General features: G+C 60.4%; 21 protein-coding genes. 11 read left to right on the top strand and 10 right to left on the bottom strand.

Translation table 11 applies throughout. The features are described from left to right. Positions 1–1,092: a LysM peptidoglycan-binding domain-containing protein gene (locus tag ACW5XC_RS14835; RefSeq protein WP_042054854.1), complete on the bottom strand. Its 1,092-nt coding sequence runs from the start codon at positions 1,090–1,092 to the stop codon at positions 1–3. Between the two features lie 108 nt (positions 1,093–1,200). Here ACW5XC_RS14835 and def point away from each other — a divergent pair, with 108 nt between their 5' ends. From def to ACW5XC_RS14810, 5 genes are all read left to right on the top strand, one after another. Next, positions 1,201–1,713: a peptide deformylase gene (gene def / locus ACW5XC_RS14830; protein WP_005357510.1), complete on the top strand. Its 513-nt coding sequence runs from the start codon at positions 1,201–1,203 to the stop codon at positions 1,711–1,713. A 12-nt stretch (positions 1,714–1,725) separates the two neighbouring features. Then, positions 1,726–2,670 (top strand): methionyl-tRNA formyltransferase, encoded by a 945-nt coding sequence (gene fmt, locus ACW5XC_RS14825; RefSeq protein ID WP_042054856.1) that lies wholly within the window; start codon positions 1,726–1,728, stop codon positions 2,668–2,670. Positions 2,671–2,730: 60 nt separating this feature from the next. Continuing rightward, complete coding sequence (gene rsmB / locus ACW5XC_RS14820) at positions 2,731–4,023, top strand: 16S rRNA (cytosine(967)-C(5))-methyltransferase RsmB (protein ID WP_042054857.1); 1,293 nt, start codon at positions 2,731–2,733, stop codon at positions 4,021–4,023. Between the two features lie 79 nt (positions 4,024–4,102). Then, a complete protein-coding gene (gene trkA / locus ACW5XC_RS14815) occupies positions 4,103–5,479 on the top strand; it encodes a Trk system potassium transporter TrkA (RefSeq protein WP_005339689.1) in 1,377 nt (458 codons plus the stop codon). A 96-nt stretch (positions 5,480–5,575) separates the two neighbouring features. Next, complete coding sequence (locus ACW5XC_RS14810; RefSeq protein ID WP_042054858.1) at positions 5,576–7,018, top strand: TrkH family potassium uptake protein; 1,443 nt, start codon at positions 5,576–5,578, stop codon at positions 7,016–7,018. Between the two features lie 250 nt (positions 7,019–7,268). On the opposite strand, the gene typA is transcribed toward ACW5XC_RS14810, so the two are convergent. After that, the gene (typA, locus tag ACW5XC_RS14805) at positions 7,269–9,080 is read right to left on the bottom strand and encodes a translational GTPase TypA (protein WP_005339679.1); all 1,812 of its coding nucleotides are present in this window, start codon (positions 9,078–9,080) and stop codon (positions 7,269–7,271) included. Positions 9,081–9,431: 351 nt separating this feature from the next. Between typA and glnA the strand changes: the two genes are divergently transcribed. From glnA to add, 5 genes are all read left to right on the top strand, one after another. After that, a complete protein-coding gene (gene glnA, locus ACW5XC_RS14800; protein ID WP_005339672.1) occupies positions 9,432–10,841 on the top strand; it encodes a glutamate--ammonia ligase in 1,410 nt (469 codons plus the stop codon). 115 nt (positions 10,842–10,956) lie between these two features. After that, the gene (locus ACW5XC_RS14795; protein WP_005356205.1) at positions 10,957–11,535 is read left to right on the top strand and encodes a DUF4124 domain-containing protein; all 579 of its coding nucleotides are present in this window, start codon (positions 10,957–10,959) and stop codon (positions 11,533–11,535) included. 86 nt (positions 11,536–11,621) lie between these two features. Further along, positions 11,622–12,677 carry a nitrogen regulation protein NR(II) gene (gene glnL, locus ACW5XC_RS14790; protein WP_005356202.1) on the top strand — a complete coding sequence of 352 codons (1,056 nt, stop codon included), beginning with the start codon at positions 11,622–11,624 and terminating at the stop codon, positions 12,675–12,677. 9 nt (positions 12,678–12,686) lie between these two features. Continuing rightward, positions 12,687–14,105 (top strand): nitrogen regulation protein NR(I), encoded by a 1,419-nt coding sequence (gene glnG / locus ACW5XC_RS14785; protein ID WP_041209491.1) that lies wholly within the window; start codon positions 12,687–12,689, stop codon positions 14,103–14,105. Between the two features lie 141 nt (positions 14,106–14,246). Then, entirely contained in the window at positions 14,247–15,248 is a 1,002-nt protein-coding gene (gene add, locus ACW5XC_RS14780; RefSeq protein ID WP_042054872.1) for an adenosine deaminase, read from the top strand. 151 nt (positions 15,249–15,399) lie between these two features. Here add and rmuC read toward each other — a convergent pair whose 3' ends face one another. Then, a complete protein-coding gene (gene rmuC / locus ACW5XC_RS14775; RefSeq protein WP_042054860.1) occupies positions 15,400–16,740 on the bottom strand; it encodes a DNA recombination protein RmuC in 1,341 nt (446 codons plus the stop codon). Further along, on the bottom strand, positions 16,737–16,952 hold the full coding sequence (locus ACW5XC_RS14770; RefSeq protein ID WP_005356194.1) for a hypothetical protein: 216 nt from the start codon (positions 16,950–16,952) through the stop codon (positions 16,737–16,739). The genes rmuC and ACW5XC_RS14770 overlap by 4 nt, the downstream gene beginning before the upstream one ends. A gap of 140 nt (positions 16,953–17,092) precedes the next feature. Between ACW5XC_RS14770 and ACW5XC_RS14765 the strand changes: the two genes are divergently transcribed. Continuing rightward, positions 17,093–17,614, top strand: a complete 522-nt coding sequence (locus tag ACW5XC_RS14765; RefSeq protein ID WP_005339657.1) for a ferredoxin-type protein NapF — start codon at positions 17,093–17,095, stop codon at positions 17,612–17,614. Positions 17,615–17,685: 71 nt separating this feature from the next. Here the strand turns inward: ACW5XC_RS14765 and ACW5XC_RS14760 are convergent, their stop codons facing one another. The 6 genes from ACW5XC_RS14760 to ACW5XC_RS14735 form a co-directional block, all read right to left on the bottom strand. Further along, positions 17,686–18,138, bottom strand: coding sequence for an Rrf2 family transcriptional regulator (locus ACW5XC_RS14760; RefSeq protein ID WP_042054862.1), 453 nt, complete (start codon positions 18,136–18,138; stop codon positions 17,686–17,688). A gap of 346 nt (positions 18,139–18,484) precedes the next feature. Then, positions 18,485–19,324, bottom strand: coding sequence for a PfkB family carbohydrate kinase (locus ACW5XC_RS14755; protein WP_042054864.1), 840 nt, complete (start codon positions 19,322–19,324; stop codon positions 18,485–18,487). Between the two features lie 106 nt (positions 19,325–19,430). Then, the gene (locus ACW5XC_RS14750; protein WP_005339651.1) at positions 19,431–20,402 is read right to left on the bottom strand and encodes a LysR substrate-binding domain-containing protein; all 972 of its coding nucleotides are present in this window, start codon (positions 20,400–20,402) and stop codon (positions 19,431–19,433) included. A gap of 183 nt (positions 20,403–20,585) precedes the next feature. After that, positions 20,586–21,314: a glutamine amidotransferase-related protein gene (locus ACW5XC_RS14745; protein ID WP_005357481.1), complete on the bottom strand. Its 729-nt coding sequence runs from the start codon at positions 21,312–21,314 to the stop codon at positions 20,586–20,588. Between the two features lie 93 nt (positions 21,315–21,407). Then, the gene (locus tag ACW5XC_RS14740) at positions 21,408–22,904 is read right to left on the bottom strand and encodes a CoA-acylating methylmalonate-semialdehyde dehydrogenase (protein ID WP_042054865.1); all 1,497 of its coding nucleotides are present in this window, start codon (positions 22,902–22,904) and stop codon (positions 21,408–21,410) included. Positions 22,905–22,985: 81 nt separating this feature from the next. Beyond that, positions 22,986–24,317, bottom strand: coding sequence for an aspartate aminotransferase family protein (locus ACW5XC_RS14735; RefSeq protein WP_042054866.1), 1,332 nt, complete (start codon positions 24,315–24,317; stop codon positions 22,986–22,988). Between the last annotated feature and the right edge of the window lie 184 nt (positions 24,318–24,501).

The following is a 24,501-nucleotide window of genomic DNA, read 5'->3' as shown; positions in this document are numbered from 1 at the left end:
TCAGAAGTGAGTGACCTGATAGCCCGCACTCACCATGTCGTTACTCTGCATGATGAGACCGTAACTCAGCTTGTCATACACCTTGAACAACATGACACGGGCAATCGCTTCAGAGGGCAGTGGTGCCTTCTTGTTGCTGCTGTAAAACACCCGGTTAAAAACCGACGAGAGCTCCTTGTACTGTACATCGCCATTCTTGGTGACCAGAGCAGCACCAGGCCGTCTGACATCCAACACATCCCCGGCGACCAGTTGATCACGGCCACCCCGATTGATCAGCACCACATCAAACTTGCCACCGCCCCGGGTCTTGTTCGGCAAATCGATGATATAGCCCGGCGTGATGGCAGGTGCCGCTTTCGGTGTGAAGACGGCGGGCATGTTTTCCTGAGCCGGCAGCGGCATCACCTTGTCGCCCTGCAGCACTTCGCGCTGGTTATGAGTCAGAGTCACCTCAGTCCGATCGCCATCAAGACGCGCCACGGCCCGCACCACACCGGCAAAGATCGCCTCCTGGCCCAGCAGTTCACCGGTTTCGCGATCCTTGTAGACCACTCCGGGGTGATAAATGCCATAGACCTGCCCCGGTGTCAGGGAGCCCTGCACATAGAGGGTGTCCCCCTCCAGCATGCCGATATGTTTCTGATCCGACCCCAGCAGATAGGGCAAGGTTTTCTGCTGCTGGCTGTCAGCCAGAATATGGTCGGTTTGCAGGAAGGGGCCGATCTCGCTGATAGGCAGGGTCGGAATGGGGTTGGCTTTGTGCTCGTAACGGGTTTTCGGGCCGAGACGGATAACTTGCTTGCCACCCTGCATCGCCTTGCCGAGCCGGGGTTCACCATTGACCCAGCTCAGATGCAGTACATCACCGGGGTAGATCCAGTGAGGATTGGCAATCTGCGGATTGATGTTCCAGAGACGGGGCCAGAGCCAGGGTTCGGAAAGATACTTGCCGGAGATATCCCACAGGGTGTCGCCTTTTTGCACTACATAACTTTCGGGGTAACCCGCTTTCAGCCTGAGCTGATCGGCCAATGCTGCCTGACTCACGGTCACCAGCAGGCAGGCGAGGATGGTTTGCTTCAGATACATAACACTCCCTGTTACTTCTGTACGCAAAGTGTTGCTGTTTTTTGTCGGCGTAAATGACTAGAATTACGCCAATATTGACTGCATTTATACGAAACTAAAGAAAAAACTATGGCCATTCTAGATGTATTGCGTTTTCCCGATGAGCGCCTGCGCACCGTTGCAGCCCCTGTCGAGACCTTTACACCCGAGTTACAACAGATTGTAGATGATATGTTCGAAACCATGTACGCGGAGGAAGGCATTGGCCTAGCCGCGACTCAGGTCGACATTCACCAGCGCATCATAGTGATCGATGTCTCTGAAAACCGTGAAGATCCTCTGGTATTGATCAATCCGGAGGTCATCGAGCAGTGCGGCAGCACCGGCATTGAAGAGGGTTGCCTCTCCGTGCCCGGCAGCCGTGCTCTGGTGCCTCGCGCCGAACAGATCAAAATCCGCGCCCTGGATCGCAACGGCAAGCCGTTCGAGCTGGAAGCCGACGATCTGCTCGCCATCTGCATCCAGCATGAGATGGATCATCTGGTCGGCAAGCTGTTTGTGGATTACTTGTCCCCGCTCAAGCGCCAGCGCATTCGCCAGAAGCTGGAAAAGATGGCCCGTGAAGATCGCAAAGTCCTCTGAGGATCTGCCCCATTGAATAAGCTGAAACTGATTTTTGCCGGTACTCCCGACTTCGCCGCCCGTCACCTGGCGGCGTTGTTGTCTTCCGACCACGAGGTCGTTGCCGTTTATACCCAGCCTGACAAGCCTGCTGGCCGTGGCCAGAAGCTCACCGCCAGCCCGGTCAAAGAGCTGGCACTGGCCCACAACCTGCCGGTTTACCAACCTGCCTCTCTGCGCAAGGAAGAGGCGCAGGCCGAGCTTGCTGCACTGGGTGCCGACCTGATGGTGGTGGTGGCCTATGGCCTGATCCTGCCCAAGGTGGTACTCGATACCCCGCGGCTGGGCTGCATCAACGTCCATGGCTCCCTGCTGCCCCGCTGGCGCGGTGCCGCACCGATCCAGCGCTCTATCTGGGCGGGCGATGCCGAAACCGGCGTCACCATCATGCAGATGGATGTGGGACTGGATACCGGCGCCATGATCCGCAAGGTTAGCTGCCCCATCGCCGCCGATGAGACCTCCGCCAGCCTCTATGACAAGCTGGCCGAGCTGGGCCCGCAAGCACTGGTCGACACCATCAATGCCATGGCCGCCGGTGAAACCGCTGCCGAGGCGCAAGATGATGCGCTAGCCAACTACGCCGAAAAGCTCTCCAAGGAAGAGGCCCGTATCGACTGGTCGATGGAGGCTGTTGCCATCGAACGCTGCATCCGCTCGTTCAACCCCTGGCCCATCAGCTGGTTTGAAGTGGCCGACCAGACCGTCAAGGTATGGCAAGCCGCCGTCATTGACAGCGACCACGGCCAACCCGCCGGCATCCTGCTCAAGGCCGACAAGCAGGGGATCGACATCGCCACCGGCAAAGGGGTACTGCGCCTGCTGACCCTGCAACCGCCCGGCAAGAAGGCGATGTCCGTTTCGGATCTGCTCAACTCTCGCCGCGACTGGTTTGAACCCGGCACGCAATTGAATTGAACTGGATTGAATTGACACAAGCGGGGCCCAGGCCCCGACTTGCGCATCTAAGGTAACTCTATGAAAACACGTGCACAGGCCGCTCTCGTTATTCAACAGGTGCTGGATCAGGGTCAATCCCTCTCCGCTGTTCTGCCTGCTGCCCAGGAGAAGGTTGCACCTCGCGATCGCGCTCTCCTGCAAGAACTCTGCTACGGCACCCTGCGCTGGCTACCCCGCCTCGATGCGGCAGTCAACGAGATGATGGACAAGCCGCTCAAAAACAAGAGCCGCATTTTCCACTACCTCATCCTGGTCGGTCTCTATCAGCTCATCTACACCCGCATTCCGGCTCACGCCGCGGTGGCCGAGACCGTCAACGCCGTCAAACTGCTCAAGGGCACCTCCCTGCGTGGCCTCATCAACGGCGTGCTGCGCAACTTCCAGCGCAGCGCCGAAGTCATTCTGCTGCGTATCGACCGTGTTCCCAGCATTCGCCTCGGTCATCCGGAGTGGCTCACCAAGCGCCTGCGTCAGGCCTATCACGATGAGTGGGAATTCATCATGGAGGCGAACAACCAGCGTCCCCCCATGTGGATCCGCAACAACAGCCAGCGCCAGAGCCGCGATGCCATGCTGGCTCGCATGGCTGAAGTCGGCATCAATGCCGTGGCCGGTGAAGAAGGCGAGGATTGCATCCTGCTGGAGCGTCCTTGCGATGTGACCAAGCTGCCCGGCTTTGAAGTGGGTGACTGCTCGGTACAGGATGGTGCAGCACAACAGGCCGCAGCACTGCTCGACCCGCAACCGGGCGAGTGGGTGCTGGATGCCTGCGCGGCCCCCGGCGGCAAGACTGCCCACCTGCTGGAGCGTCAGCCCAAGTTGGCTGGCGTGGTTGCCGTCGATGCCGACGAAAACCGCCTCAAGCGAGTGCAGGAGAACCTGGACCGCATCGGCCTGAGCGCCAAGGTGATCCATGGCGATGCCGCGGCACCGGAACAGTGGTGGCCGGAGGGTCAGTTCGACCGCATCCTGCTGGATGCCCCCTGCTCAGCCACCGGCGTCATCCGCCGCCACCCAGACATCAAGTGGCTGCGCCGTGATCAGGACATTCGCGAGCTGGCCGAGCTGCAGCGCCGCATTCTCAATGCCCTCTGGGGCAAGCTGAAAAGCGGCGGCACCCTGCTCTACGCTACCTGCTCCGTCCTGCCGGAAGAGAACCGCGAACAGATCCGCGCCTTCCTTGCCGCGACCAAAGATGCCAAATTGGTACCGCTGCACGAACAGGACACCCCGGACTGCCCGGGTCGCCAGTTCCTGCCGGGTGAAGCCGAGATGGATGGCTTCTACTACGCCAAGCTGGTCAAGCTGTGACGCTGACATGCTTCTTCCGGGGCAATCGCCATGCAGGTGAAATGCCCCTTTACTGCCTCAACGTGAGTAGACGTTCCCTATGAAAATCATCATTTTGGGAGCCGGCCAGGTCGGCGGCACTCTGGCCGAGAACCTGGCCGGAGAGAACAACGACATCACCATCGTCGATACCGACAGTGAGCGCCTGCGCGAACTGCAGGACAAGTTTGACCTGCGAGTGGTCAACGGCCATGGCGCTCACCCCAAGGTGCTGCGCGAAGCGGGGGCTCAGGATGCCGACATGCTGGTCGCCGTCACCAACAGTGACGAGACCAACATGATCGCCTGTCAGGTGGCCTACTCCCTGTTCAACACCCCGAACAAGGTGGCGCGGATCCGTTCGCCAGCCTATCTGACCGAACGGGATCGCCTGTTCCTGCCCGAATCGGTGCCGGTGGATCACCTGATCGCGCCGGAGCAGTTGGTGACCGACTATGTGCGTCGCTTGATCGAATATCCGGGCGCCCTGCAAGTAGTTGATTTTGCAGGTGGCCGCGTCGGTCTGGTAGCGGTCAAGGCCTACTACGGTGGCCCGCTGGTGGGCAACGCCCTCTCCACCCTGCGCGAGCACATGCCCAACATCGAGACCCGAGTAGCGGCCATCTTCCGTCAGGGCCGCCCGATCCGTCCGCAAGGTACCACCATCATCGAAGCGGATGACGAGGTCTTCTTCGTTGCCGCCGCGGGCCATATCCGTGCCGTGATGTCGGAGCTGCAGCGCCTCGAGAGCCCCTACCGCCGCATCATGATCGTCGGTGGTGGCAACATCGGCGCGGGTCTCGCCCGCCAGCTGGAGAAGCGCTACAGCGTCAAGCTCATCGAACGCAACCAGAAGCGGGCGGAGCAGCTCTCCGAACTGCTGGAGAACACAATCGTCTTCTGTGGCGATGCGGCGGATCAGGAGCTGCTGGCCGAGGAGCATATCGATCAAATCGACGTCTTCATCGCCGTGACCAACGAGGATGAGGCCAACATCATGTCGGCGCTGCTCGCCAAGAAGATGGGCGCCAAGAAGACCATGGTGCTGATCCAGCGCGGCGCCTACGTCGATCTGGTGCAGGGTGGCTCCATCGATATCGCCATCTCGCCGCAGCAGGCCACCATTTCGGCGCTGTTGACCCACGTGCGCCGGGCCGATATCGCCAACGTCTACAGCCTGCGCCGCGGCGCGGCCGAGGCGATCGAGGCGATCGCCCATGGTGACGAGAACACCTCCAAGGTGGTCGGCAAGACGGTGGGCGAGCTCAAGCTGCCGCCGGGCACCACCATCGGTGCCGTAGTTCGCGGGGATGAGGTGCTGATCGCTCACGATCGCACCAAGATCCAGCAGGATGACCACGTAGTCATGTTTCTGGTGGACAAGAAGTACATCCCGGAAGTGGAGCGGCTGTTCCAGCCAAGCCCCTTCTTCCTGTAACGTCTTCATGCGTACAGGCTGTCAAACCAGACCCGGCTCAGCTCCCCCAAGGGGATGGTCCGGGTCTTTTGTTAATCAACGACCAGGTTATCGAACATGATCAAGCTGCGTCCCATTATCTTCACCCTCGGGCTGGTGCTCTCCAAGCTGGCGCTCTTCATGTGGCTGCCCACCTTGCTGGCACTGCTTACCGGGTCAGAGGGATTTGTCGAGTTTCTCAAGTCCGTGCTGATCACCCACGGCGCCGCCCTGCTCTGCCTCCACTACGGCCGCAAAGCGGAGTTTCATCTGGGGGTGCGGGAGATGTTCCTGCTCACCACCTCGGTCTGGGTGGTGGCCTGCGCCTTCGGCGCCCTGCCGTTTGTTTTCATCACCCACATCAACTTCACCGACGCCTACTTCGAGACCATGTCGGGGGTGACCACCACGGGCTCTACCGTGCTCTCCGGCCTCGACAACATGGCTCACAGCATCCTGTTGTGGCGTTCCATCCTGCAGTGGCTGGGGGGGGTTGGCTTTATCGTGATGGCGGTTGCCGTGCTGCCCTACCTCAACGTCGGCGGTATGAAGCTGTTCCAGACCGAGAGCTCGGACTGGTCGGACAAAAGCGCCCCGCGTGCCAAGACAGTCGCCAACAACATCGTCGTGGTCTATCTGGTGCTCTCCATGCTCTGCTTCATGGCCTACTGGGCCAGCGGCATGAACATGTTCGAAGCGATCAACCACGCCATGACCACCCTCAGTACCGGCGGCTACTCCACCTCCGATCAATCCATGTCCCACTTCTCCAACTCGGCTCACTGGATTGGCACCCTGTTCATGTTCCTCGGCGGCCTGCCCTTCCTGCTCTATGTGCAAAGCCTCAACCACAGGGACTACAGCCTGTTCAAGGATGCCCAGGTGCGCGGCTTCTTCTGGCTGGTGGTGTGGGTTACCGTCATCATGACCTTCTATCTGTGGGAGAGAGACCTGTTCGGCTTCTGGGATGCCCTGCGCATCAGCTGCTTCAACATCGTCTCGGTGCTCACTACCACCGGCTACGGCCTTGGTGACTTCGGCACCTGGGGGCCGCTCGCCAGCATCGTCTTCATCGTGCTGCTGGCGCTGGGGGCCTGCTCGGGCTCGACTGCGGGCGGCCTCAAGATCTTCCGGGTACAGGTGGCATTCGCCCTGTTCAGAAAGCAGATGCGCCAACTGATGCACCCCTCTGCCGTCTTCCCCCAAAAGTACAACGGCCGGACGGTCAATGACGCTATCATCCGCTCGATGATCTCATTCGTACTGGCCTACTTCGCCATCATTCTGGTGATAGCCGCGCTGCTGGGCGCCATCGGGCTTGACCCCCTGACGGCCATATCCAGCTCCATCACCGCTGTCGCCAACGTCGGCCCAGGTATGGGCCCGGTGGTCGGCCCCAGCACCAACTTTGCCAGCCTGCCGGAATCGGCCAAATGGCTGTTGTCATTCGGCATGCTGCTGGGACGACTGGAGATCCTGACGGTCGCCGTGCTCTTCTTCCCCTCCTTCTGGCGCCAGTAACCCCTTACTGCAAGCCAGCAAAAAGCCGCAGCGTTCATCCGCTGCGGCTTTTTTATCTCACCCATCCCCACGACCTTCGCTCAACGCTCATCAGCCCACTCATCATCCATTGCTGATGGCCTGAACGAGCTCATCAGGATGGCCAGAGCGGATCACAAGCATAAAAAAACGGACCCAAACCAGAGGTTTGGGTCCGTTTATCAGTGAACCGTCAGCGGCCGCGAGGGCTGCCGAGACTCAGCACATGGCATTAACCACGGCCAGAGCGCTTGCGATCCAGCTCGGTCAGCAATTTCTTGCGGATACGGATGTTCTTCGGAGTCACTTCTACCAGTTCGTCGTTGTCGATGAACTCGAGAGCCTGTTCCAGAGTCATGCGGATCGGCGGAGTCAGCACTTGAGCTTCGTCAGTACCGGAGGCACGCATGTTGGTCAGCTGTTTGCCTTTCAGGCAGTTAACAGTCAGGTCGTTGGAACGGGAGTGAATACCGATCACCTGGCCTTCGTACACTTCGGTCGCGTGACCGATGAACAGACGACCACGGTCTTGCAGACCGAACAGGGCGTAGGTCAGAGCCTTACCGGTTGCGTTGGAGATCAGCACGCCGTTCTGACGCTCGCCGATGCTGCCACCCTTGTGCGGACCGTAGTGGTCGAAGGTGTGGTACAGCAGACCGGTACCTGAGGTCATGGTCATGAACTCGGTCTGGAAACCGATCAGGCCACGGCTCGGGATCATGAAGTCCAGACGGACACGGCCCTTGCCATCCGGGGTCATGTTGGTCATTTCGCCTTTACGCAGACCCAGTTGCTCCATCACGGAACCCTGGTGCGCTTCTTCAACGTCCACCGTTACGGTTTCGAACGGTTCTTGCAGAACGCCATCAACGGTACGCAGGATTACTTCCGGACGGGACACAGCCAGTTCGTAACCTTCGCGACGCATGTTTTCGATCAGGATGGAGAGGTGCAGTTCACCACGACCGGATACACGGAACTTGTCCGGATCATCAGTCTCTTCCACACGCAGAGCCACGTTGTGGACCAGCTCCTGGTTCAGACGCTCCAGAATGTTACGGGAGGTCACGAACTTGCCCTCTTTACCGGCGAACGGTGAGGTGTTGACCTGGAAGGTCATGTTCACGGTCGGCTCGTCAACGGAGAGCGGCGGCAGGGCTTCAACGGCACCGTTATCACAGATGGTGTCGGAGATTTTCAGCTCGCCCAGACCGGTAATAGCGATGATGTCACCCGCTTGCGCGTCGGTAACTTCAGTACGGGACAGACCCAGGTAACCCAGCACCTGACCGACTTTACCGTTACGGGTCTTGCCGTCAGCACCAACGATGGTGACTTGCTGGTTGGTCTTGACGCGACCACGGGTGATACGGCCGATACCGATAACGCCCACGTAGGAGTTGTAGTCCAGCTGGGAGATCTGCATCTGGAAACCACCTTCGGCATCAGCCTTCGGCGCTTCAACGTTGTCAACGATGGCCTGGAACAGCGGCTCCATGTTCTCGGACTCGACGTCCTGATCCATGGTGGCCCAACCGTTCAGTGCAGAGGCGTAAACAACTTTGAAATCCAGCTGTTCGTCAGTCGCGCCCAGGTTGTCGAACAGGTCGAATACCTGATCCATTACCCAGTCAGGACGAGCACCCGGACGGTCAACCTTGTTGATGACCACGATCGGCTTCAGACCCTGAGCGAACGCTTTCTGGGTCACGAAACGGGTTTGCGGCATCGGGCCGTCTACGGCGTCAACCAGCAGCAGCACGGAGTCAACCATGGACAGTACGCGCTCTACTTCACCACCGAAGTCGGCGTGACCCGGGGTATCAACGATGTTGATACGGTAGTCATTCCAGCGGATCGCAGTGTTCTTGGCGAGAATGGTGATGCCACGTTCCCGTTCCAGATCATTGGAGTCCATGATCCGTTCCTGGCCTTCCGTGGAGCGGTCCAGGGTGCCGGACTGCTGCAGCAGCTTATCAACCAGAGTCGTTTTGCCGTGGTCAACGTGCGCAATAATCGCAATATTGCGTAAATTCTCTAACATTCTCGCCTCAATCACCGGGTAAAATTGGGCGCTAATTGTACTCTTGCCTTTGTGATCTGCCTAGCAGAATTGCAGTACATTCGCGCATAACAACAGATCTGGATCATAGACCTCTCTGACAAACCCTGCTTAGATGGGCGGTGACCGTATTTCGCGCACCATTACAGTGCACCAAAACGATCCACCATCGCACTAAATTGATGCAACGCGAGTCGAGATCGCCTGTTTTTGGGGAGCCTCTTCAGCGAGATTGCCCTGAAATCAAGCTGTCACAAACTTGGCACGATACTGGCTTATGTGAATACGACGACGCATTCACCCAGAGAGTTTTAACACCGGAGGTTACTTAGCATGTCAGCCCAGAACGTTTTGGCCCTGATCCAGGAACACGAAGTCAAGTTTGTTGATCTGCGCTTTACCGACACCAAGGGTAAAGAGCAGCATGTATCCATCCCTGCTCACCAGGTTGATGAAGATTTCTTCGAAGACGGCAAGATGTTCGATGGTTCCTCCATCGGCGGCTGGAAGGGCATCAACGAATCCGACATGGTACTGATGCCGGACGCAGCCTCCGCCAAACTGGACCCGTTCACCGAAGAGACCACCCTGAACATCGTTTGTGACGTACTGGAGCCTGCCACCATGCAGGGCTACGACCGCGATCCGCGCTCCATCGCCAAGCGTGCAGAAGATTTCCTAAAGTCCAGCGGCATCGCTGACACCGTGCTGTTCGGGCCGGAGCCGGAATTCTTCATGTTCGACAACATTACTTTCTCCAACACCATGGGCCACAGCTTCGTGAAAATCGAATCTGAAGAAGCCGCATGGAACTCCGGCACTGCCTATGAGCATGGCAACAAGGGTCACCGTCCGTTCGTGAAAGGCGGTTACTTCCCGGTTGCACCGGTCGACTCCTCCCAGGATATCCGCGCCGCCATGTGTCTGGTGCTGGAAGAGATGGGCCAGGTCGTTGAAGCTCACCACCACGAAGTGGCCACTGCCGGCCAGAACGAAATCGCTACCCGCTTCAACACTCTTACGCTGAAAGCTGACGAAGTGCAGGTACTGAAGTACGTGATCCACAACGTGGCCCACGCCTACAACAAGACCGTGACCTTCATGCCGAAACCCATGTTCGGTGACAACGGCTCCGGCATGCACTGCCACCAGTCTCTGGCCAAGAACGGCGTCAACCTGTTCGCTGGTGACCTGTACGGCGGTCTGTCCGAGATGGCTCTGCACTACATCGGCGGTATCATCAAGCACGCCAAGGCCATCAACGCCTTCGCCAACCCGACCACCAACTCCTACAAGCGTCTGGTTCCGGGTTATGAAGCACCGGTCATGCTGGCCTACTCTGCCCGCAACCGCTCTGCCTCCATCCGTATCCCGGTGGTACCGAGCCCGAAAGCCCGTCGTATCGAAGTGCGCTTCCCGGATCCGGCTGCCAACCCGTACCTGGCCTTCGCAGCCCAGCTGATGGCCGGTCTGGACGGTATCATCAACAAGATCCATCCGGGCGATGCCATGGACAAGAACTTGTACGACCTGCCGCCGGAAGAAGCCGCAGAAGTGCCGACCGTTGCCGGTTCTCTGGACGAAGCCCTGGCCGCTCTGGATGCTGACCGCGAGTTCCTGACCCGTGGCGGCGTGTTCAGCGATGACTTCATCAACTCCTATCTGGAACTGAAACAGCAGGATGTTGACCGTGTGCGCATGACCCCGCACCCGCTGGAGTTCGAACTGTACTACTCCGTCTAAGTCTCAGCAGACTGGCCGTTTAAATCTGGTCAGCTTGCTTAATCGTGACAAAACCCGCCATCTGGCGGGTTTTTTCTCTGATAGGATTAAGCAAAATACCGTCAAGGAGAGATGGATGAACAACAAGCATGGCATAGGGGTGCTCAGCCTCCTGTTGCTGACCTCGTTCGGTGCGGACGCGGCCAAGGTCTACTCCTGGGTCGATGGTAATGGCATCACCCACTACTCGGATGCGCCACCACCCGGCAAAAACGCCAAAGAGGTCGATCTGCGGGTCGCCCCGCTGCTGGGCAGCAGCGCGCCCAGATCGGTGCAGGTGGATAACTTCAACAGCCTGACCGGCGCCGATGCCAAGAAAGAGAAAGAGGCGGCCAAGCTGACTATCGAACTGCTCTCCCCGGAACAGGGCAGCACCCTACGCGACAACACAGGCAACATCGTCTTTCAGGGCACCATCAGCCCCAAACCTCCGACCCAGTATGATGTGCGCCTGACCCTGGATGGCAAAGCCGCCCCCATCGTCAGCAACAGCCTCTCTGTCCGCGTCGAAAACGTCGATCGCGGCGCCCACGAAGCTCAGCTCGAGCTGCTCGCCAAAGACGGTACGATCCTTGCTAAATCCAGTGCAGTCACCTTTTACCTGCATAGAGCGAGCGTGACGCCGGCTCCCAAACCCACCCCCAAAGCCGACTAGGGGTGATATAGCGCACCGATGCGGGTAAACTCTATGCACCATATCGGTGCATAACAGGTGTGTAGCACCGTTTTAGGGAGAAACCTGTGCCAACCCGCTCGGACAACGCCAAAACACTCTTGGATAATTTGCTGACCGCCGTGATCCTGATGGATGAGCGGCTCTGCATCCAGTTCGTCAACCCGGCGGCTGAACAGCTGCTCTCCCTCAGTGAACGCCGGCTGATCGGCATCGAACTGCCCCATCTGCTGGAACATATCTCCCTCGATTTGCAGCGGCTCAAGCAGTGCCTCGTGTCAGGGCAGGGCTTTACCGATAGCGAAGTGACTCTGGTGGTAGAGGGAGAACCGCGACTGGTGGAGCTGAGCGCCACCCCGATGGCCGACCACGAACAGCGTCTGCTGGTGGTGGAGCTGCGCAAGATCGACCAGCAGAAGAAGATCAGTCAGGAACAGCAACAACATGCCCAGCAGCTGGCGGCCAAGGAGCTGGTGCGCGGGCTGGCCCACGAAATCAAGAATCCCCTCGGCGGCCTGCGCGGCGCGGCGCAGCTGCTGCAAAAAGAGCTGCCGGATCCGGCGCTGCGCGAATATACCGGCATCATCATCGAGCAGGCCGACCGGCTGCGGGTGCTGGTCGATCGGCTGCTTGGCCCCCAGCGCCCTGGCCGTCACCAGATGCATAATGTCCATTCGGTGCTGGAGCAGGTACGCCGACTGGTGGAGCTCGAACTCCCTCCCTCTGTTCGCATCGAACGGGATTACGATCCCAGCATCCCCGAATTCGAGATGGAGCCGGATCAGCTGCAGCAGGCGTTTCTCAACATAGTGCGCAACGCCGCCGAAGCACTGGGGGATCAGACCGGGCTTATCCGTATCAAGACCCGCACCGCGTTCCAGATCACCATCCACGGCCAGCGTTACCGGCTGGCGGCGGAGATCAAGATCATCGACAACGGCCCCGGTATTCCCGATGCCATTCGCGACACCCTGTTCTACCCGATGATCACTGGCAAGGAGGGGGGAACCGGGCTCGGCCTCTCTATCGCCCAGAACCTGATCGACCAGCACAAGGGGCGGATCGATTGCATCAGCTGGCCGGGCCACACCGAATTCACCATTTTTCTACCGCTTCGCAAGTAAGGGAACCCCATGACCGCCAAAGTGTGGATCGTCGATGACGACAGTTCTATCCGCTGGGTGCTGGAGCGCACTCTCGGCAGCGAAGGCTTCAACTGCGAAAGCTTTGCCGATGGCGAAGCGCTGCTACACGCTCTTGAGCTGCGCTCGCCAGATGTCATCCTCTCCGATATCCGGATGCCCGGCATCGACGGCCTGAGCTTGCTGGAGCAGATCCACCGCCGTCAGGCCGACCTGCCCATCATCATCATGACCGCCCACTCGGATCTCGACAGCGCGGTCAACGCCTACCAGCGAGGCGCCTTCGAGTACCTGCCCAAGCCGTTCGACATCGACGAAGCGGTGACCCTGGTGCGCCGCGCCGAGAATCACCTCAAGGAGCAGCGCACCAAGCGCAAGTCTCGTCAGCAAGAGGCCACCGCCACTCCCGAGATCATCGGTGAAGCGCCGGCGATGCAGGAGGTGTTCCGCGCCATCGGCCGCCTGTCACGCTCCAGCATCTCGGTGCTAATCAACGGTCAAAGCGGTACCGGCAAGGAGCTGGTCGCCCACGCCCTGCACAAGCACAGCCCGCGCGCCCACAAGAACTTTATCGCCCTCAACATGGCTGCCATTCCGAAAGATCTCATCGAATCGGAGCTGTTCGGTCACGAGAAGGGGGCTTTCACCGGCGCCAACAACATCCGCCACGGCCGCTTCGAGCAGGCCGACGGCGGCACCCTGTTTCTCGACGAGATCGGTGACATGCCGCTGGATGTGCAGACCCGGCTGCTGCGGGTCTTGGCCGATGGCCAGTTCTACCGGGTCGGCGGCCACCAGCCGGTGCAGGTGGATGTACGGATCATCGCCGCCACCCACCAGAATCTGGAGAAACGGGTCGCCGATGGCGAGTTTCGCGAGGATCTGTTCCACCGCCTCAACGTCATCCGCATTCATATTCCCGCCCTCAAGGAGCGCCGTGAGGATATTCCCCAGCTGGCCCGTCATTTCCTGCTGCGCGCCGCCAAGGAGCTGAACGTGGAGGCCAAGAGCCTGCACCCGGATACCCAGGCCTATATCAGCCGCCTGCCCTGGCCGGGTAACGTGCGCCAGCTGGAAAACGTCTGCCGCTGGCTCACTGTGATGGCCTCCGGGCAGGAGGTGCTGGTGAGCGATCTTCCCCCCGAGCTGCTTACCCCCATCACCCACAACGCCGAGCCCGGCCAACCGGCGTTGCCCGGTTGCTGGCAGCAGCAATTGCAGGAGTGGGTGGCCAGCAAGCTGGCGCTGGGAGAGACAGACATCCTGGCCGATGCCATGCCCCAGTTCGAGCGGATCATGCTGGAGACGGCGCTGGAACATACCCACGGCCACAAGCAGGAAGCCGCCCGCCTGCTTGGCTGGGGTCGCAACACCCTCACCCGCAAGCTGAAGGAACTCGATCTCTCCTGAGTCCCGGGGAAAAACGATTCCCATCACGCCTTGATAAATCACCGACCAATAAGACCCCGTTTGCCAGCAAACGGGGTATCTTTTTTGAAAGCCCCGCCTAGAATGGCAGGCTTTCAAACCCGACTCGAAGAAGGCGCCATCATGATTGACAGATCTCTCCCCCTGACCGACCTGCACCGCCATCTGGACGGCAACATCCGTCCGCAGACCATCCTCGAGCTGGGTCGCCAACACAATATTCAGCTGCCCGCCTTCGAGCTGGAGGCGCTGCGCCCCCACGTACAGATCGTCGAGAACGAGCCAAGTCTGGTCGCCTTCCTGAAGAAGCTGGACTGGGGTGTTGCCGTGCTGGCCGACTATGACGCCTGCCGCCGGGTTGCCTACGAAAACGTGGAAGACCTGCTGCGTGCCGGTATCGACTATGCAGAGCTGCGTTTCAGTCCGGCCTATATGGCGATGACCCACAAGCTGCACCCGCAAGGCGTGGTGGAAGCCATCATCGACGGCGTGGCCGCGGGCAGCCGTGACTTCGGCATCAAGGCCAATCTGATCGGCATCATGAGCCGCACCTTCGGCACCGAGCAGTGCAATCAGGAGCTGGCCGCCTGTCTGGCCCACCGCGACAAGCTGGTCGCCATCGATCTGGCCGGTGACGAGCTGGGCTTCCCGGGGGAACTCTTTGTCGACCACTTCCGCAAGGTGCGCGATGCAGGCATGCGCGTCACCGTGCACGCCGGTGAGGCGGCTGGCCCCGAGAGCATGTGGCAGGCCATTCGCGAGCTGGGTGCCGAGCGTATCGGCCACGGTGTCAAAGCGATTCAGGATCCGGCCCTGATGGCCTATCTGGCCGAGCACCGCATCGGCATCGAATCCTGCCTCACCTCCAACGTCCAGACCACCACGGTGGCAAGCCTGACCGAACACCCGATCCGCCAGTTCCTGGCTGCTGGCGTGCTGGCTTGCCTCAACACCGACGACCCGGCGGTGGAAGGGATCGACCTGCCCCACGAATATGAAGTGGCCGCTCCGGCCGCCGGCATGACGGCGAGCGAAATCCGCACCGCCCAGCAGAACGGCCTGACCCTGGCCTTCCTTAGCGATAGCGAGAAAGCCGAACTGGGCGCCCGCGCCGCCAGCCGCTGATCCACACCGGCACTGCAAATAGAAACGGCCCACTTCGGTGGGCCGTTTGCTTTGCGGATTTCTGATGATGGGTAAGCACTGGGCCAGCAGGCAGATAGCAAAAGACCCAAACAGTGTTTGGGTCTTTTGTTGATGTCGGTGCAGGTAAAAACTACTCCTGCTCCTTGTCACGCTCCAGTGCCCGCTCCACCAGCGGCTCTGGCAGGCTCTTGGTCACCTCCACCCCCAGCTCGCGGAAACGCTCGACCTGGGCAATCAGGTTGCCACGGCCGTTGACCAGCCGTCCCATCGCCTTGTCGTAGCTCTCCTGCGCCTTGTGCAGGCTGCCGCCCATCTGCTGCATCTCCTCGACAAACAGCCGCAGCTTTTCGTAGAGACGACCGGCCCGCTCGGCAATCTGGCGGGCATTCTGGTTCTGCCGCTCGTAGCGCCACAGATTCTCGATGGTGCGCAGCGCCACCATCAGGTTGGTGGGGCTCACCAGCAGGATGTTGTTGTCGAGGCCGTAACGCACCAGCGAGGGATCGGCTTCCATGGCTGTGAGGAAGGCGGGCTCCACCGCCACGAACATCAGCACATAGTCGAGGGTGCGCACCCCGGGCAGCTGCTGGTAATCCTTGCGGCCCAGCTCGCGGATATGGTTGCGCACCGAGGCGACATGCTCCTTGAGCGCCACCGCCTTCTCCAGCTCGTCATCGGCGTTGTACCAGCGTTCGTAGGCGGTCAGCGACACCTTGGCGTCGATGATGATGTCTTTTTCCTGCGGCAGGTGGACGATGACATCGGGCTGGTAGCGCTTGCCCTTCTCCACCTCGATATTGACCTGGGTGTGGTACTCGTGACCCTCGCGTAGACCGCATTCGCTGAGGATCCGCGCCAACACCACTTCCCCCCAGTTGCCCTGCTGCTTGCTGTCGCCCTTGAGGGCGCGGGTCAGGGCGGCCGCCTCTTCGGTCATGCGGGCATTGAGCTCGGCGAGGCGCTCCAGCTCGAACTTGAGGCTGTGGCGTTGGGCCGTCTCCTGCGCGTGGGTCTCGCCCACCTGACGGCGAAAGCCCTCCAGTTGCTCTTTGAGTGGAGTGAGCAGCAGATCGAGGCTGTTCTGGTTCAATTCGCGGAAGTTGCCGGAGTTTTGCTCGAAGATCCGGTTGGCGAGATTCTCGAACTGCTGGCTGAGGCGCTGCTCCGCCTCCTGTTGCAGTTGCAGCTTCTCGGCGGCGGCCAGCCGTTCGCTGCGCAGGGTCGCTTCCGCATCCTTGAGGCGAGCGGTGAGCTTGATCAGCAGGGTCTGCTGCTGATCCAGCTTCTGCTGACCCTGTATCCGCTCATCCTGCAACTCGTCGAAGCGATCCTGCAGCGCCTGATAACGCTCCTGCGCCAGCATCAGCTCCTGAGCCTGCGCCGTGGCGGTACGCCGCCCGATCAGCCAGCCAAGCCCGAGGGCCAGCACTGCGGCGGGCAACAAGATCCCCCAGAGCCCGGGGTCGATCATTTACGGCTCCGCTGACGCAGGAAGAGTTCGAGATAGCGGTTAACCAGAATCCAGATCACCACGTAGATGAGGTAGGCGGCCAGCACCACCCACTTGTGGGTGTTGACGCCGGTATCGAGCTCGGCGAACTCGATACCCTTGATGCGGCAGTAGGCCCACATCAGCAGGGGAAAGACATAGAGCAGGGACGCACGCCAGAGAAATAGCCACATATGTTTTCATTCAACCACGTAAAAAGACCCGCCTAGCTTACACAAGGGCAACTGCGCTTGCGATCCTGACGGCCGCTATTCTCTGGCCTGCTTCCCGAAACTTCGATAAAATTAACCCCTAATAGGTATCAGGGGCGAGCATGACTCACTATTTCCTCCGTTGGCTGACACAAGGTTGGCAAGCTTCCCGCAAACCCGCCGTGGTTTGCCATGAAGCGCGCCCGCCGTGGGCCATCGAGGAGTCCCAGTACCTCTCCCTCTGCACCCGCTGTGGCGAGTGTTTCAAGGCCTGCCCGCGCGGTCTGCTCAAACCGGCCACCCAGGAGGAGTACGAGGGGAGTCCCATCGCCGGTACGCCAGTGCTCGATCTCGCCTGCGGCCAGTGCAGCTACTGCGGCAGCTGCGCCAGAGCCTGTCCCACCGGCGCACTCGACCTGCAGCTGGGTCGTCAGGTGCAGACCCGGGTACAGATTGAAGAGAGTTGTCAGGCACGGCAGGGCTTCTACTGCCTGCTCTGTGAAGATGCCTGCCCGCAACAGGCGATCAAGGCCACCGCCGACGGCATCAACGTCAACATGGATGCCTGCAATGGCTGCGGTGCCTGTGGCCTCGCCTGTCTGCACGGCGCCATCACCCTGATCCGCCAGCCAGGCAGTCGTTAAAAACCACCTGCGTACAAAAGCAAAAGGGGCCATCAGGCCCCTTTCACATCTTATTCGATATCCACGCCCCGTCAGGCCATGGTCACAATAGTCTCTTGCTCGATACCCAGCAGGTGGCAGAGACGATTGGGATCGCGCACCGCATCGGCCAGAGTGTACTCACCCAGCACTTCGAGGAAGGCGTTCATGGCGCGGCGCAGAATGCCCTGAATGCGGCAGCCACCGGAGAGACGGCAGTTTTCGCGCTTGCAATCGACCGGACAGAGCACATGCTCCATGTCCATCACCACATCCCGCAGGTTGATGGAGACTGCAGAGCGACCGAGGCGGATGCCACCGTGCTTGCCGCGTACCGTCTCGATATACCCCTTGATGCCAAGCTGGTGCACAATTTTGACCACGTGGTTGCGAGAGATGCCAAAGGTATCGGCCACTTCGGTAATGGTCGACAGACGATCCCCCGGCTGAACCGCCTGGAAGGTCAGGGTACGCAGGGCGTAGTCGGTAAATCGTGTCAGTTGCATGGTCGCACTTGCCTCTTACTACAAGCCAGGAATCAGGACGACAACATTGAGCTAAGAGGCAGGAGACAACCGGTTTGCCTCTGTTTGCCCATTGGTTCGCCAGAGGGGGGGCCTGTCTCTTAATCTGAGTTGCGGAGTGACAGGTTAAGAGCAGCACAACCGGGTGTCGATGAAGATGCACATAAATCGACACTTTCTTTGATTGATCGCAAACTTGCCGGGTTAGCCCGGCGTTTACCCGCTTTATAGCGGGTAAATCTCCCGAATAGTCCCCCTCGCCAAGCCCCTTCGACCAGCAGCCAGATGGCCTGCGAACCGCCCCTCAATCGACCGTCAAAGAGATGGTTCAGTGAGGTTGTTTCAGCCAGTTTTTCAGGGCAACCGAGGGGATGGAGCTCTCTGAGGCGACGGCAAATGCGCCCCAGTCCACCGCGCACTGCAACGCATCCTTGATGGCCATGCCTCGCGCCAGCCCATGGATCAATCCGCCAGCGAAGGCATCCCCCGCCCCCGTGGTATCGACCACAGATACTGGCCGGGCGGCGACCCGGATCTGCTCGTCACCATGGATGGCTACCGCCCCCGCTTTGCCTTCGGTCAACACCAGCCATTCAAGCTGCTCCCCCGCCAGCTGGCGGGCATGCTGCCAGGGGTCGCTCACCTCGCCGAGATCGGAGCGGGAGGCCACCAGCACGTGACAGGGGCGGCGCGCTTGGCCGCCCTTGGGATACTGGGCCACCACGAAGCTCTTGCCGAGCATCTGGCGCATGTAGCTGATGATGGCGGTGCCGGGATAGTTCACATAGAGGCAATCCACCCCCTCTAACGGCAGATCGCCCGGCACATCCGGGCGCCGCGGCCGACGCAGTATGGTGCGCTCACCGGTGGAGTCCACCAAAATGAGCAGTTCACCGGTCTCGCCACCAAAGCGTTCCACCTGGCTACAATCCAGTCCGTAACCGGCCGCCTGCTCCAGCAGCCAGTCACCGGTCTCGTCCAGCCCGATGCGGGAGGCGATGGTCACCTCGTGGCCCGCCCATACCAGCCCGATGCCGGTGTTGGCGGCGCCGCCCCCCAGCCTGCGCCCCTGATCCACATATTGCAGCCGGGCCCCCGCCACCAACGGTTCGGAGAGGGAGAGCACATGATCACAGTTGAGATTGGCAAGCAGCAGAATGCGGGACATAGAGACCTCGGACGATGGAGATAGCCCAAAAGAGACAGGCTGAACCCCGAGTAGAGCCCAGCCTGACAGAAGAGACAACCGGCAGCGATCGGGAATCCGATCGGGATCAATAGATGGGCAGTTCCACCCCGGCCAGCAGCTCGTCGATGCGCGCCTGACTCGGCTGCTGCATCACGCTCTGGATCACCTCCTTGGTGAGGTGGGGCGAGAAGGAGCTGATGAAGTCATACATGTAGTTCTGCAGCAAGATGCTCTTGCTGAAACAGATCTGCGCCGGACAGGGCTTGAACAGGTGCTCCAGATTGATGGAGACCAGCCCGGGGCTGTCGGTGTCGTTGGCCACCAGCGAGGAGATGATGCCGATGCCAAAGCCCAGCTCCACGTAGCGTTTGATCACTCCGGCATCCATTACCGTCATGTAGTAACTCGGGGTCAGCCCCGCCGCCTGAAACACCTCGTCCTGCACCTGACGACCGGTGGCGCCGCTCTCGTAACTGAGGATCGGGTAGTGGCAGAGCTGCTCCAACGTCGGCTTCTTCACCTTGGCCAACGGGTGATCCTGCGGCACCACCAGCGAGAGAGTCCAGAGGTAGGCGGGCAGCGCGATCAGCTCCTTGTCGAAGCCAATCTCGTGGGCAACGATGGAAAAATCGGAGTAACCCTTGCTGATCTGCTCCTTGCTCGCCGACATCACCGGATGGAGGTGGAACGAGATCTTGGGGTACTTCTTGGTGAAGTAGGTAACCGATTTGGGCAGCAGATAGCGGGCAATGGTGTGGGTGGTGTGAATATTGAGGGTGCCCACCGTCGGATCCAGATACTCGCGGGAGATCGCCTTGATCTTGCTCTCGATGTTGAGCATCGCCTCGGCACACTTGATGATCTCCTCACCCACCGGGGTGATGCGGTGCAAATGCTTGCCACGGCGCTCGAAGATCCGCACTCCCAGCTCGCTCTCCAGCAGGCCAATCTGTTTGCTGACCCCCGGCTGACTGGTGAAGAGCGCATCGGAAGCCACGGACACATTGAGGTTGTGGTCCCGGATCGCGATCAAATACTTCAATTGCTGTAGTTTCAAGGCGTCACACTCTCACACTGGTTTGGCTCAGACAGGTTTGGCTCAGGCCGGGACGGCAATCAAGCCAGACAAACAGGCCGCCACATGGGCGGCCAGTGTACCATCCGATCCCGACATCTCAGCGCTTGATCCTTCATTTTGCTACAAAATCTAGCATCCGAAGGGGTGGCTGACAAACCGGGCTCAGGCCGCGCCAGCCCGCAGCGGCAGGATCCCCAGAAACTGCAGCAGCCACTGCATCATGGTCGCCGAATCCACCTCCCCCTCCAGCGAGGAAAGGCTGCTCTGGTAGCGCTCGTCGGGCAACAGGCCGCGGCGCCGCTCGATCAGCGCCCGGTTGTACTCCACCGAGAACTCCGGATGCCCCTGAATGGCGACGATGTGATCACCCTGCAAAAACATGAAGTTGGGACAAAAATCGTTGCCCGCCAGTCGGGTCGCCCCCGGCGGCAGCAGGGCCACCTGATCCTGATGACTGGCCAGAATGCGGATCTGATCCCGCGCTGGCGCCATCCAGGGCTCATCTGCCAGCATGGGATGCACCGACACTCCCAGCCCCCATCCCTTGGTGGACTTCACCACCTCGCCACCTAGTGCCTGGGCGATCACCTGATGACCGAAGCAGACACCGGCCAGCTTGACGTCGGCATCGTGCGCCTGACGGATCCACGCCCGCAGTGCCTGAATCCAGGGGATATCGCTGTAAGCATCGTGGCGCGAACCTGTGATAAGCCAGGCATCGCACTCGTGCAGATCCTCCGGCAGCTCCCCATCGAGAGCCGACCAGACCCGAAATTCCAGTTCGGGGGCCAGGGCCGCAAAGCCCCTGATAAACATCTCGGAGTAAACGGGGCCAAAACGATCAGCCAGATCGGGATCGAGCCGGTCACAATCGAGAATTCCCAATCGCATCTGTTGTTCCTTTACAGAGTTCGCCCCCGCCAATCATCGACCGGCGGGGGCAAGAGGTTAGGCCATGAGCACGTGCCAGCACGTGCCAGCACGTCACTTCATGGTCGGCATGGAGAACTCGGCACCACTGCGCAGGCTCTGGGGCCAGCGCGCCGTCACCGTCTTCATCCGGGTATAGAAGCGAACCCCGTCCGGCCCGTGCATGTTGAGCGGCCCGAAGATGGAGCGCTTCCAGCCGCCAAAGCTGTGAAACGCCATCGGCACCGGAATGGGGACGTTCACCCCTACCATACCGACCTGCACCCGCGCCGTGAAGTCCCGCGCGGTGTCGCCGTCGCAGGTAAAGATGGCGGTGCCATTGCCGTACTCATGTTCATTGATGAGTCGCAGCGCCGTCTCGTAGTCCGGCACCCGCACGATGGAGAGCACAGGGCCGAAGATCTCCTCGCGGTAGATGCGCATCTCGGGGGTCACCTCGTCAAACAGGCAGCCCCCGATAAAGTAACCCTCGTCGTGGCTCAGCGTGCGACCATCGACCCGCAGCGCGGCCCCTTCGGCCACCCCCTGATCCACGTAGCCACGCACCTTGGCCAGATGCTCCTTGCTGATGAGCGGCCCCATTTCGTTCTCCGGGCTCTGGCCCAGCCCCGGGCCCACCCGCAGCTGTTCCACCAGCGGCGTCAGTTTGGCCACCAGCGCATCGGCGGTCTCGTCACCCACCACCACGGCCACAGAAATGGCCATGCAGCGCTCGCCCGCTGCCCCATAAGCAGCCCCCATCAGGGCGGAGACCGCCTGATCGAGATCCGCATCCGGCATCACCACCATGTGGTTCTTGGCACCGCCCAGCGCCTGCACTCGCTTGCCGTGGGCCGAGGCGGTGGCATAGATGTACTGGGCGATGGGGGTGGAGCCGACAAACGACACGGCGCCGACCCGCGGGTCGGTCAGCAGCACGTCCACCACCTCCTTGTCACCGTTCACCACGTTGAGCACGCCGTCCGGCAGACCGGCCTCCTTGATCAGCTCGGCCATCCGCAGCGAGAGAGAGGGATCCTTCTCGGAGGGTTTGAGAATGAAGGTGTTGCCGCAGGCAATCGCGACCGGGAACATCCAGAGCGGCACCATGGCCGGGAAGTTGAACGGGGTGATGCCGGCGCAAACCCCGACCGGCTGCATCATGGAGTAGCTGTCTACCCCGCGACCGACGTTGAGGGAGTGCTCCCCCTTGAGCAGATGGGGAATGCCGCAGGCAAACTCCACTACCTCCAGCCCGCGGGTCAGCTCACCCTGCGCATCGGAGAAGACTTTGCCGTGCTCGCGGCTGATGAGCTCGGCCAGCTCGTCCCTGTGCTGCTCCATCAACTCTTTGAAGCGGAAAAAGACCCGAGCCCGCACCAGCGGCGGGGTTTGCGACCAGTCGGCAAAGGCACGCTCGGCAATGGCGATCGCCTCCTGACACTCGGCGGCGCTGGAAAGCCCGACGCTCCCCTGCTGCTTGCCGCAGGCTGGGTTGAAGATGGCGCCCTGGCGCTCGCTACGACTCTCCTGCGGCTGGCCGTTGATGAAGTTGCTGACCCTGTATGTCATGTATCCTCCGTGATAACTGATGTGGTAAATGCGCTGAGCAAACCAACGCAAGGCCCCGCCAGTGCGGGGCCATCAAATGGGTTAAGGTTGTGCCTGCAGGGCATCCTGCAGCAGGGTGAAGAGATCGTCGATCTGGCTGCGCTCGATAATGAGAGGTGGCGAAAGAGCGATGATGTCGCCGGTCACCCGGATCAGAGCCCCCTTCTCGAAGCAGCGAACAAACACCTCATAGGCGCGCTTGCCCGGTGCATCCGGCATCGATTCCAGCTCGATACCCGCCACCAGCCCGTAGTTGCGTACATCCTTCACATGCTTGCAGCCCTTCAGCGCATGGGCCGCCTCCTCCCAGTAGCCAGCCAGATCGGCTGCGCGGCTGAGCAGGTTCTCGTTGCGATAGATCTCGAGGGTCGCGAGCCCCGCAGCCGCAGCCACCGGATGACCGGAATAGGTGTAGCCGTGGAACAGCTCTATGGCCCCCTTGCCTGCCGCCATCATGTCGTCATAAATGTGCTTCTGCACCAGCACCGCGCCCATGGGGATAGCGCCGTTGGTCAGCCCCTTGGCGCAGGTGATCATGTCGGGGATGACATCGAACTCCTGTGCGGCGAAGGGGGAGCCAAGGCGACCGAAACCGGTGATCACCTCGTCAAAAATCAGCAAGATGCCGTGCTTGGTGCAGATCTCCCGCAGCCGCTTGAGGTAGCCTTTGGGGGGCATCAGCACGCCGGTACTGCCAGCGATGGGTTCGACGATCACCGCCGCGATATTGCTGGCATCGTGTAGAAAGACGATCTTCTCCAGCTCGTCGGCCAGCGCCACATCCTCCTCGGGCAGCCCTTTGGTGAAGGCGTTTTTGGCGATGTTGAGGGTGTGGGGCAGATGATCCACCCCGGTCAGCAGGGAGCCGAACCACTTGCGGTTGCCGGGAATCCCCCCCACCGAGATGCCGCCAAAGCCGACCCCGTGATAGCCACGCTCGCGGCCAATCAGCCGGGTGCGGGTGCCCTGACCGCGAGCCCGCTGCCAGGCCAGCGCAATCTTGAGCGCAGTATCGACCGACTCGGAGCCGGAGTTGGTGTAGAAGACGTGACCAAAGCCCTTGGGGGCGATCTCCACCAGCCGGTTGGCCAGCTCAAACGGCAGGGGGTGACCCATCTGGAAGGTGGGGGCAAAATCGAGGTGGGAAATCTGCTGGGAGACCGCCTCGGCAATCTCGCGCCGACCATGGCCCGCGTTGCAACACCAGAGTCCGGCTGTGCCATCCAGTATCTTGCGGCCATCCTCTGAGTGATAATACATCCCCTCTGCCGACTTCAGGATACGCGGCGCCGCCTTGAACTGCTGGTTGGCGGTGAACGGCATCCAGAACGCGGACATGTCGGAGGGCGTATTGATGTCGCTGATCGGTTTCATGGTCACCTCATCCTTAAGGTGTTTAGCAACTGTCGGCCAATGCCTATTAAATTAAACACCTGAATCCATAAAAAAGGGCCCGTTATCGCCCTGTCTGGTGCCACCCCTAGCTAGACGCATCAGCAGGGTGGTATAAGATATTTAACACAATTTTAATAATAGTAAACAGTCAAGGAGTGTCTAT

The organism is Aeromonas sp. 25-AL00135 (assembly GCF_054052385.1).
Note: the sequence above shows the minus strand (reverse complement) of the source record. Positions and strands in the feature narration are given on the sequence as shown.

Bases quoted from the DNA above. Each gene is read 5' to 3' on its own strand.
- ACW5XC_RS14835 (WP_042054854.1), bottom strand. From the start codon at position 1,092: ATGTATCTGAAGCAAACCATCCTCGCCTGCCTGCTGGTGACCGTGAGT.
- def (WP_005357510.1), top strand. From the start codon at position 1,201: ATGGCCATTCTAGATGTATTGCGTTTTCCCGATGAGCGCCTGCGCACC.
- rsmB (WP_042054857.1), top strand. From the start codon at position 2,731: ATGAAAACACGTGCACAGGCCGCTCTCGTTATTCAACAGGTGCTGGAT.
- trkA (WP_005339689.1), top strand. From the start codon at position 4,103: ATGAAAATCATCATTTTGGGAGCCGGCCAGGTCGGCGGCACTCTGGCC.
- ACW5XC_RS14810 (WP_042054858.1), top strand. From the start codon at position 5,576: ATGATCAAGCTGCGTCCCATTATCTTCACCCTCGGGCTGGTGCTCTCC.
- typA (WP_005339679.1), bottom strand. From the start codon at position 9,080: ATGTTAGAGAATTTACGCAATATTGCGATTATTGCGCACGTTGACCAC.
- glnA (WP_005339672.1), top strand. From the start codon at position 9,432: ATGTCAGCCCAGAACGTTTTGGCCCTGATCCAGGAACACGAAGTCAAG.
- ACW5XC_RS14795 (WP_005356205.1), top strand. From the start codon at position 10,957: ATGAACAACAAGCATGGCATAGGGGTGCTCAGCCTCCTGTTGCTGACC.
- glnG (WP_041209491.1), top strand. From the start codon at position 12,687: ATGACCGCCAAAGTGTGGATCGTCGATGACGACAGTTCTATCCGCTGG.
- add (WP_042054872.1), top strand. From the start codon at position 14,247: ATGATTGACAGATCTCTCCCCCTGACCGACCTGCACCGCCATCTGGAC.
- rmuC (WP_042054860.1), bottom strand. From the start codon at position 16,740: ATGATCGACCCCGGGCTCTGGGGGATCTTGTTGCCCGCCGCAGTGCTG.
- ACW5XC_RS14770 (WP_005356194.1), bottom strand. From the start codon at position 16,952: ATGTGGCTATTTCTCTGGCGTGCGTCCCTGCTCTATGTCTTTCCCCTG.
- ACW5XC_RS14765 (WP_005339657.1), top strand. From the start codon at position 17,093: ATGACTCACTATTTCCTCCGTTGGCTGACACAAGGTTGGCAAGCTTCC.
- ACW5XC_RS14760 (WP_042054862.1), bottom strand. From the start codon at position 18,138: ATGCAACTGACACGATTTACCGACTACGCCCTGCGTACCCTGACCTTC.
- ACW5XC_RS14755 (WP_042054864.1), bottom strand. From the start codon at position 19,324: ATGTCCCGCATTCTGCTGCTTGCCAATCTCAACTGTGATCATGTGCTC.
- ACW5XC_RS14745 (WP_005357481.1), bottom strand. From the start codon at position 21,314: ATGCGATTGGGAATTCTCGATTGTGACCGGCTCGATCCCGATCTGGCT.
- ACW5XC_RS14740 (WP_042054865.1), bottom strand. From the start codon at position 22,904: ATGACATACAGGGTCAGCAACTTCATCAACGGCCAGCCGCAGGAGAGT.
- ACW5XC_RS14735 (WP_042054866.1), bottom strand. From the start codon at position 24,317: ATGAAACCGATCAGCGACATCAATACGCCCTCCGACATGTCCGCGTTC.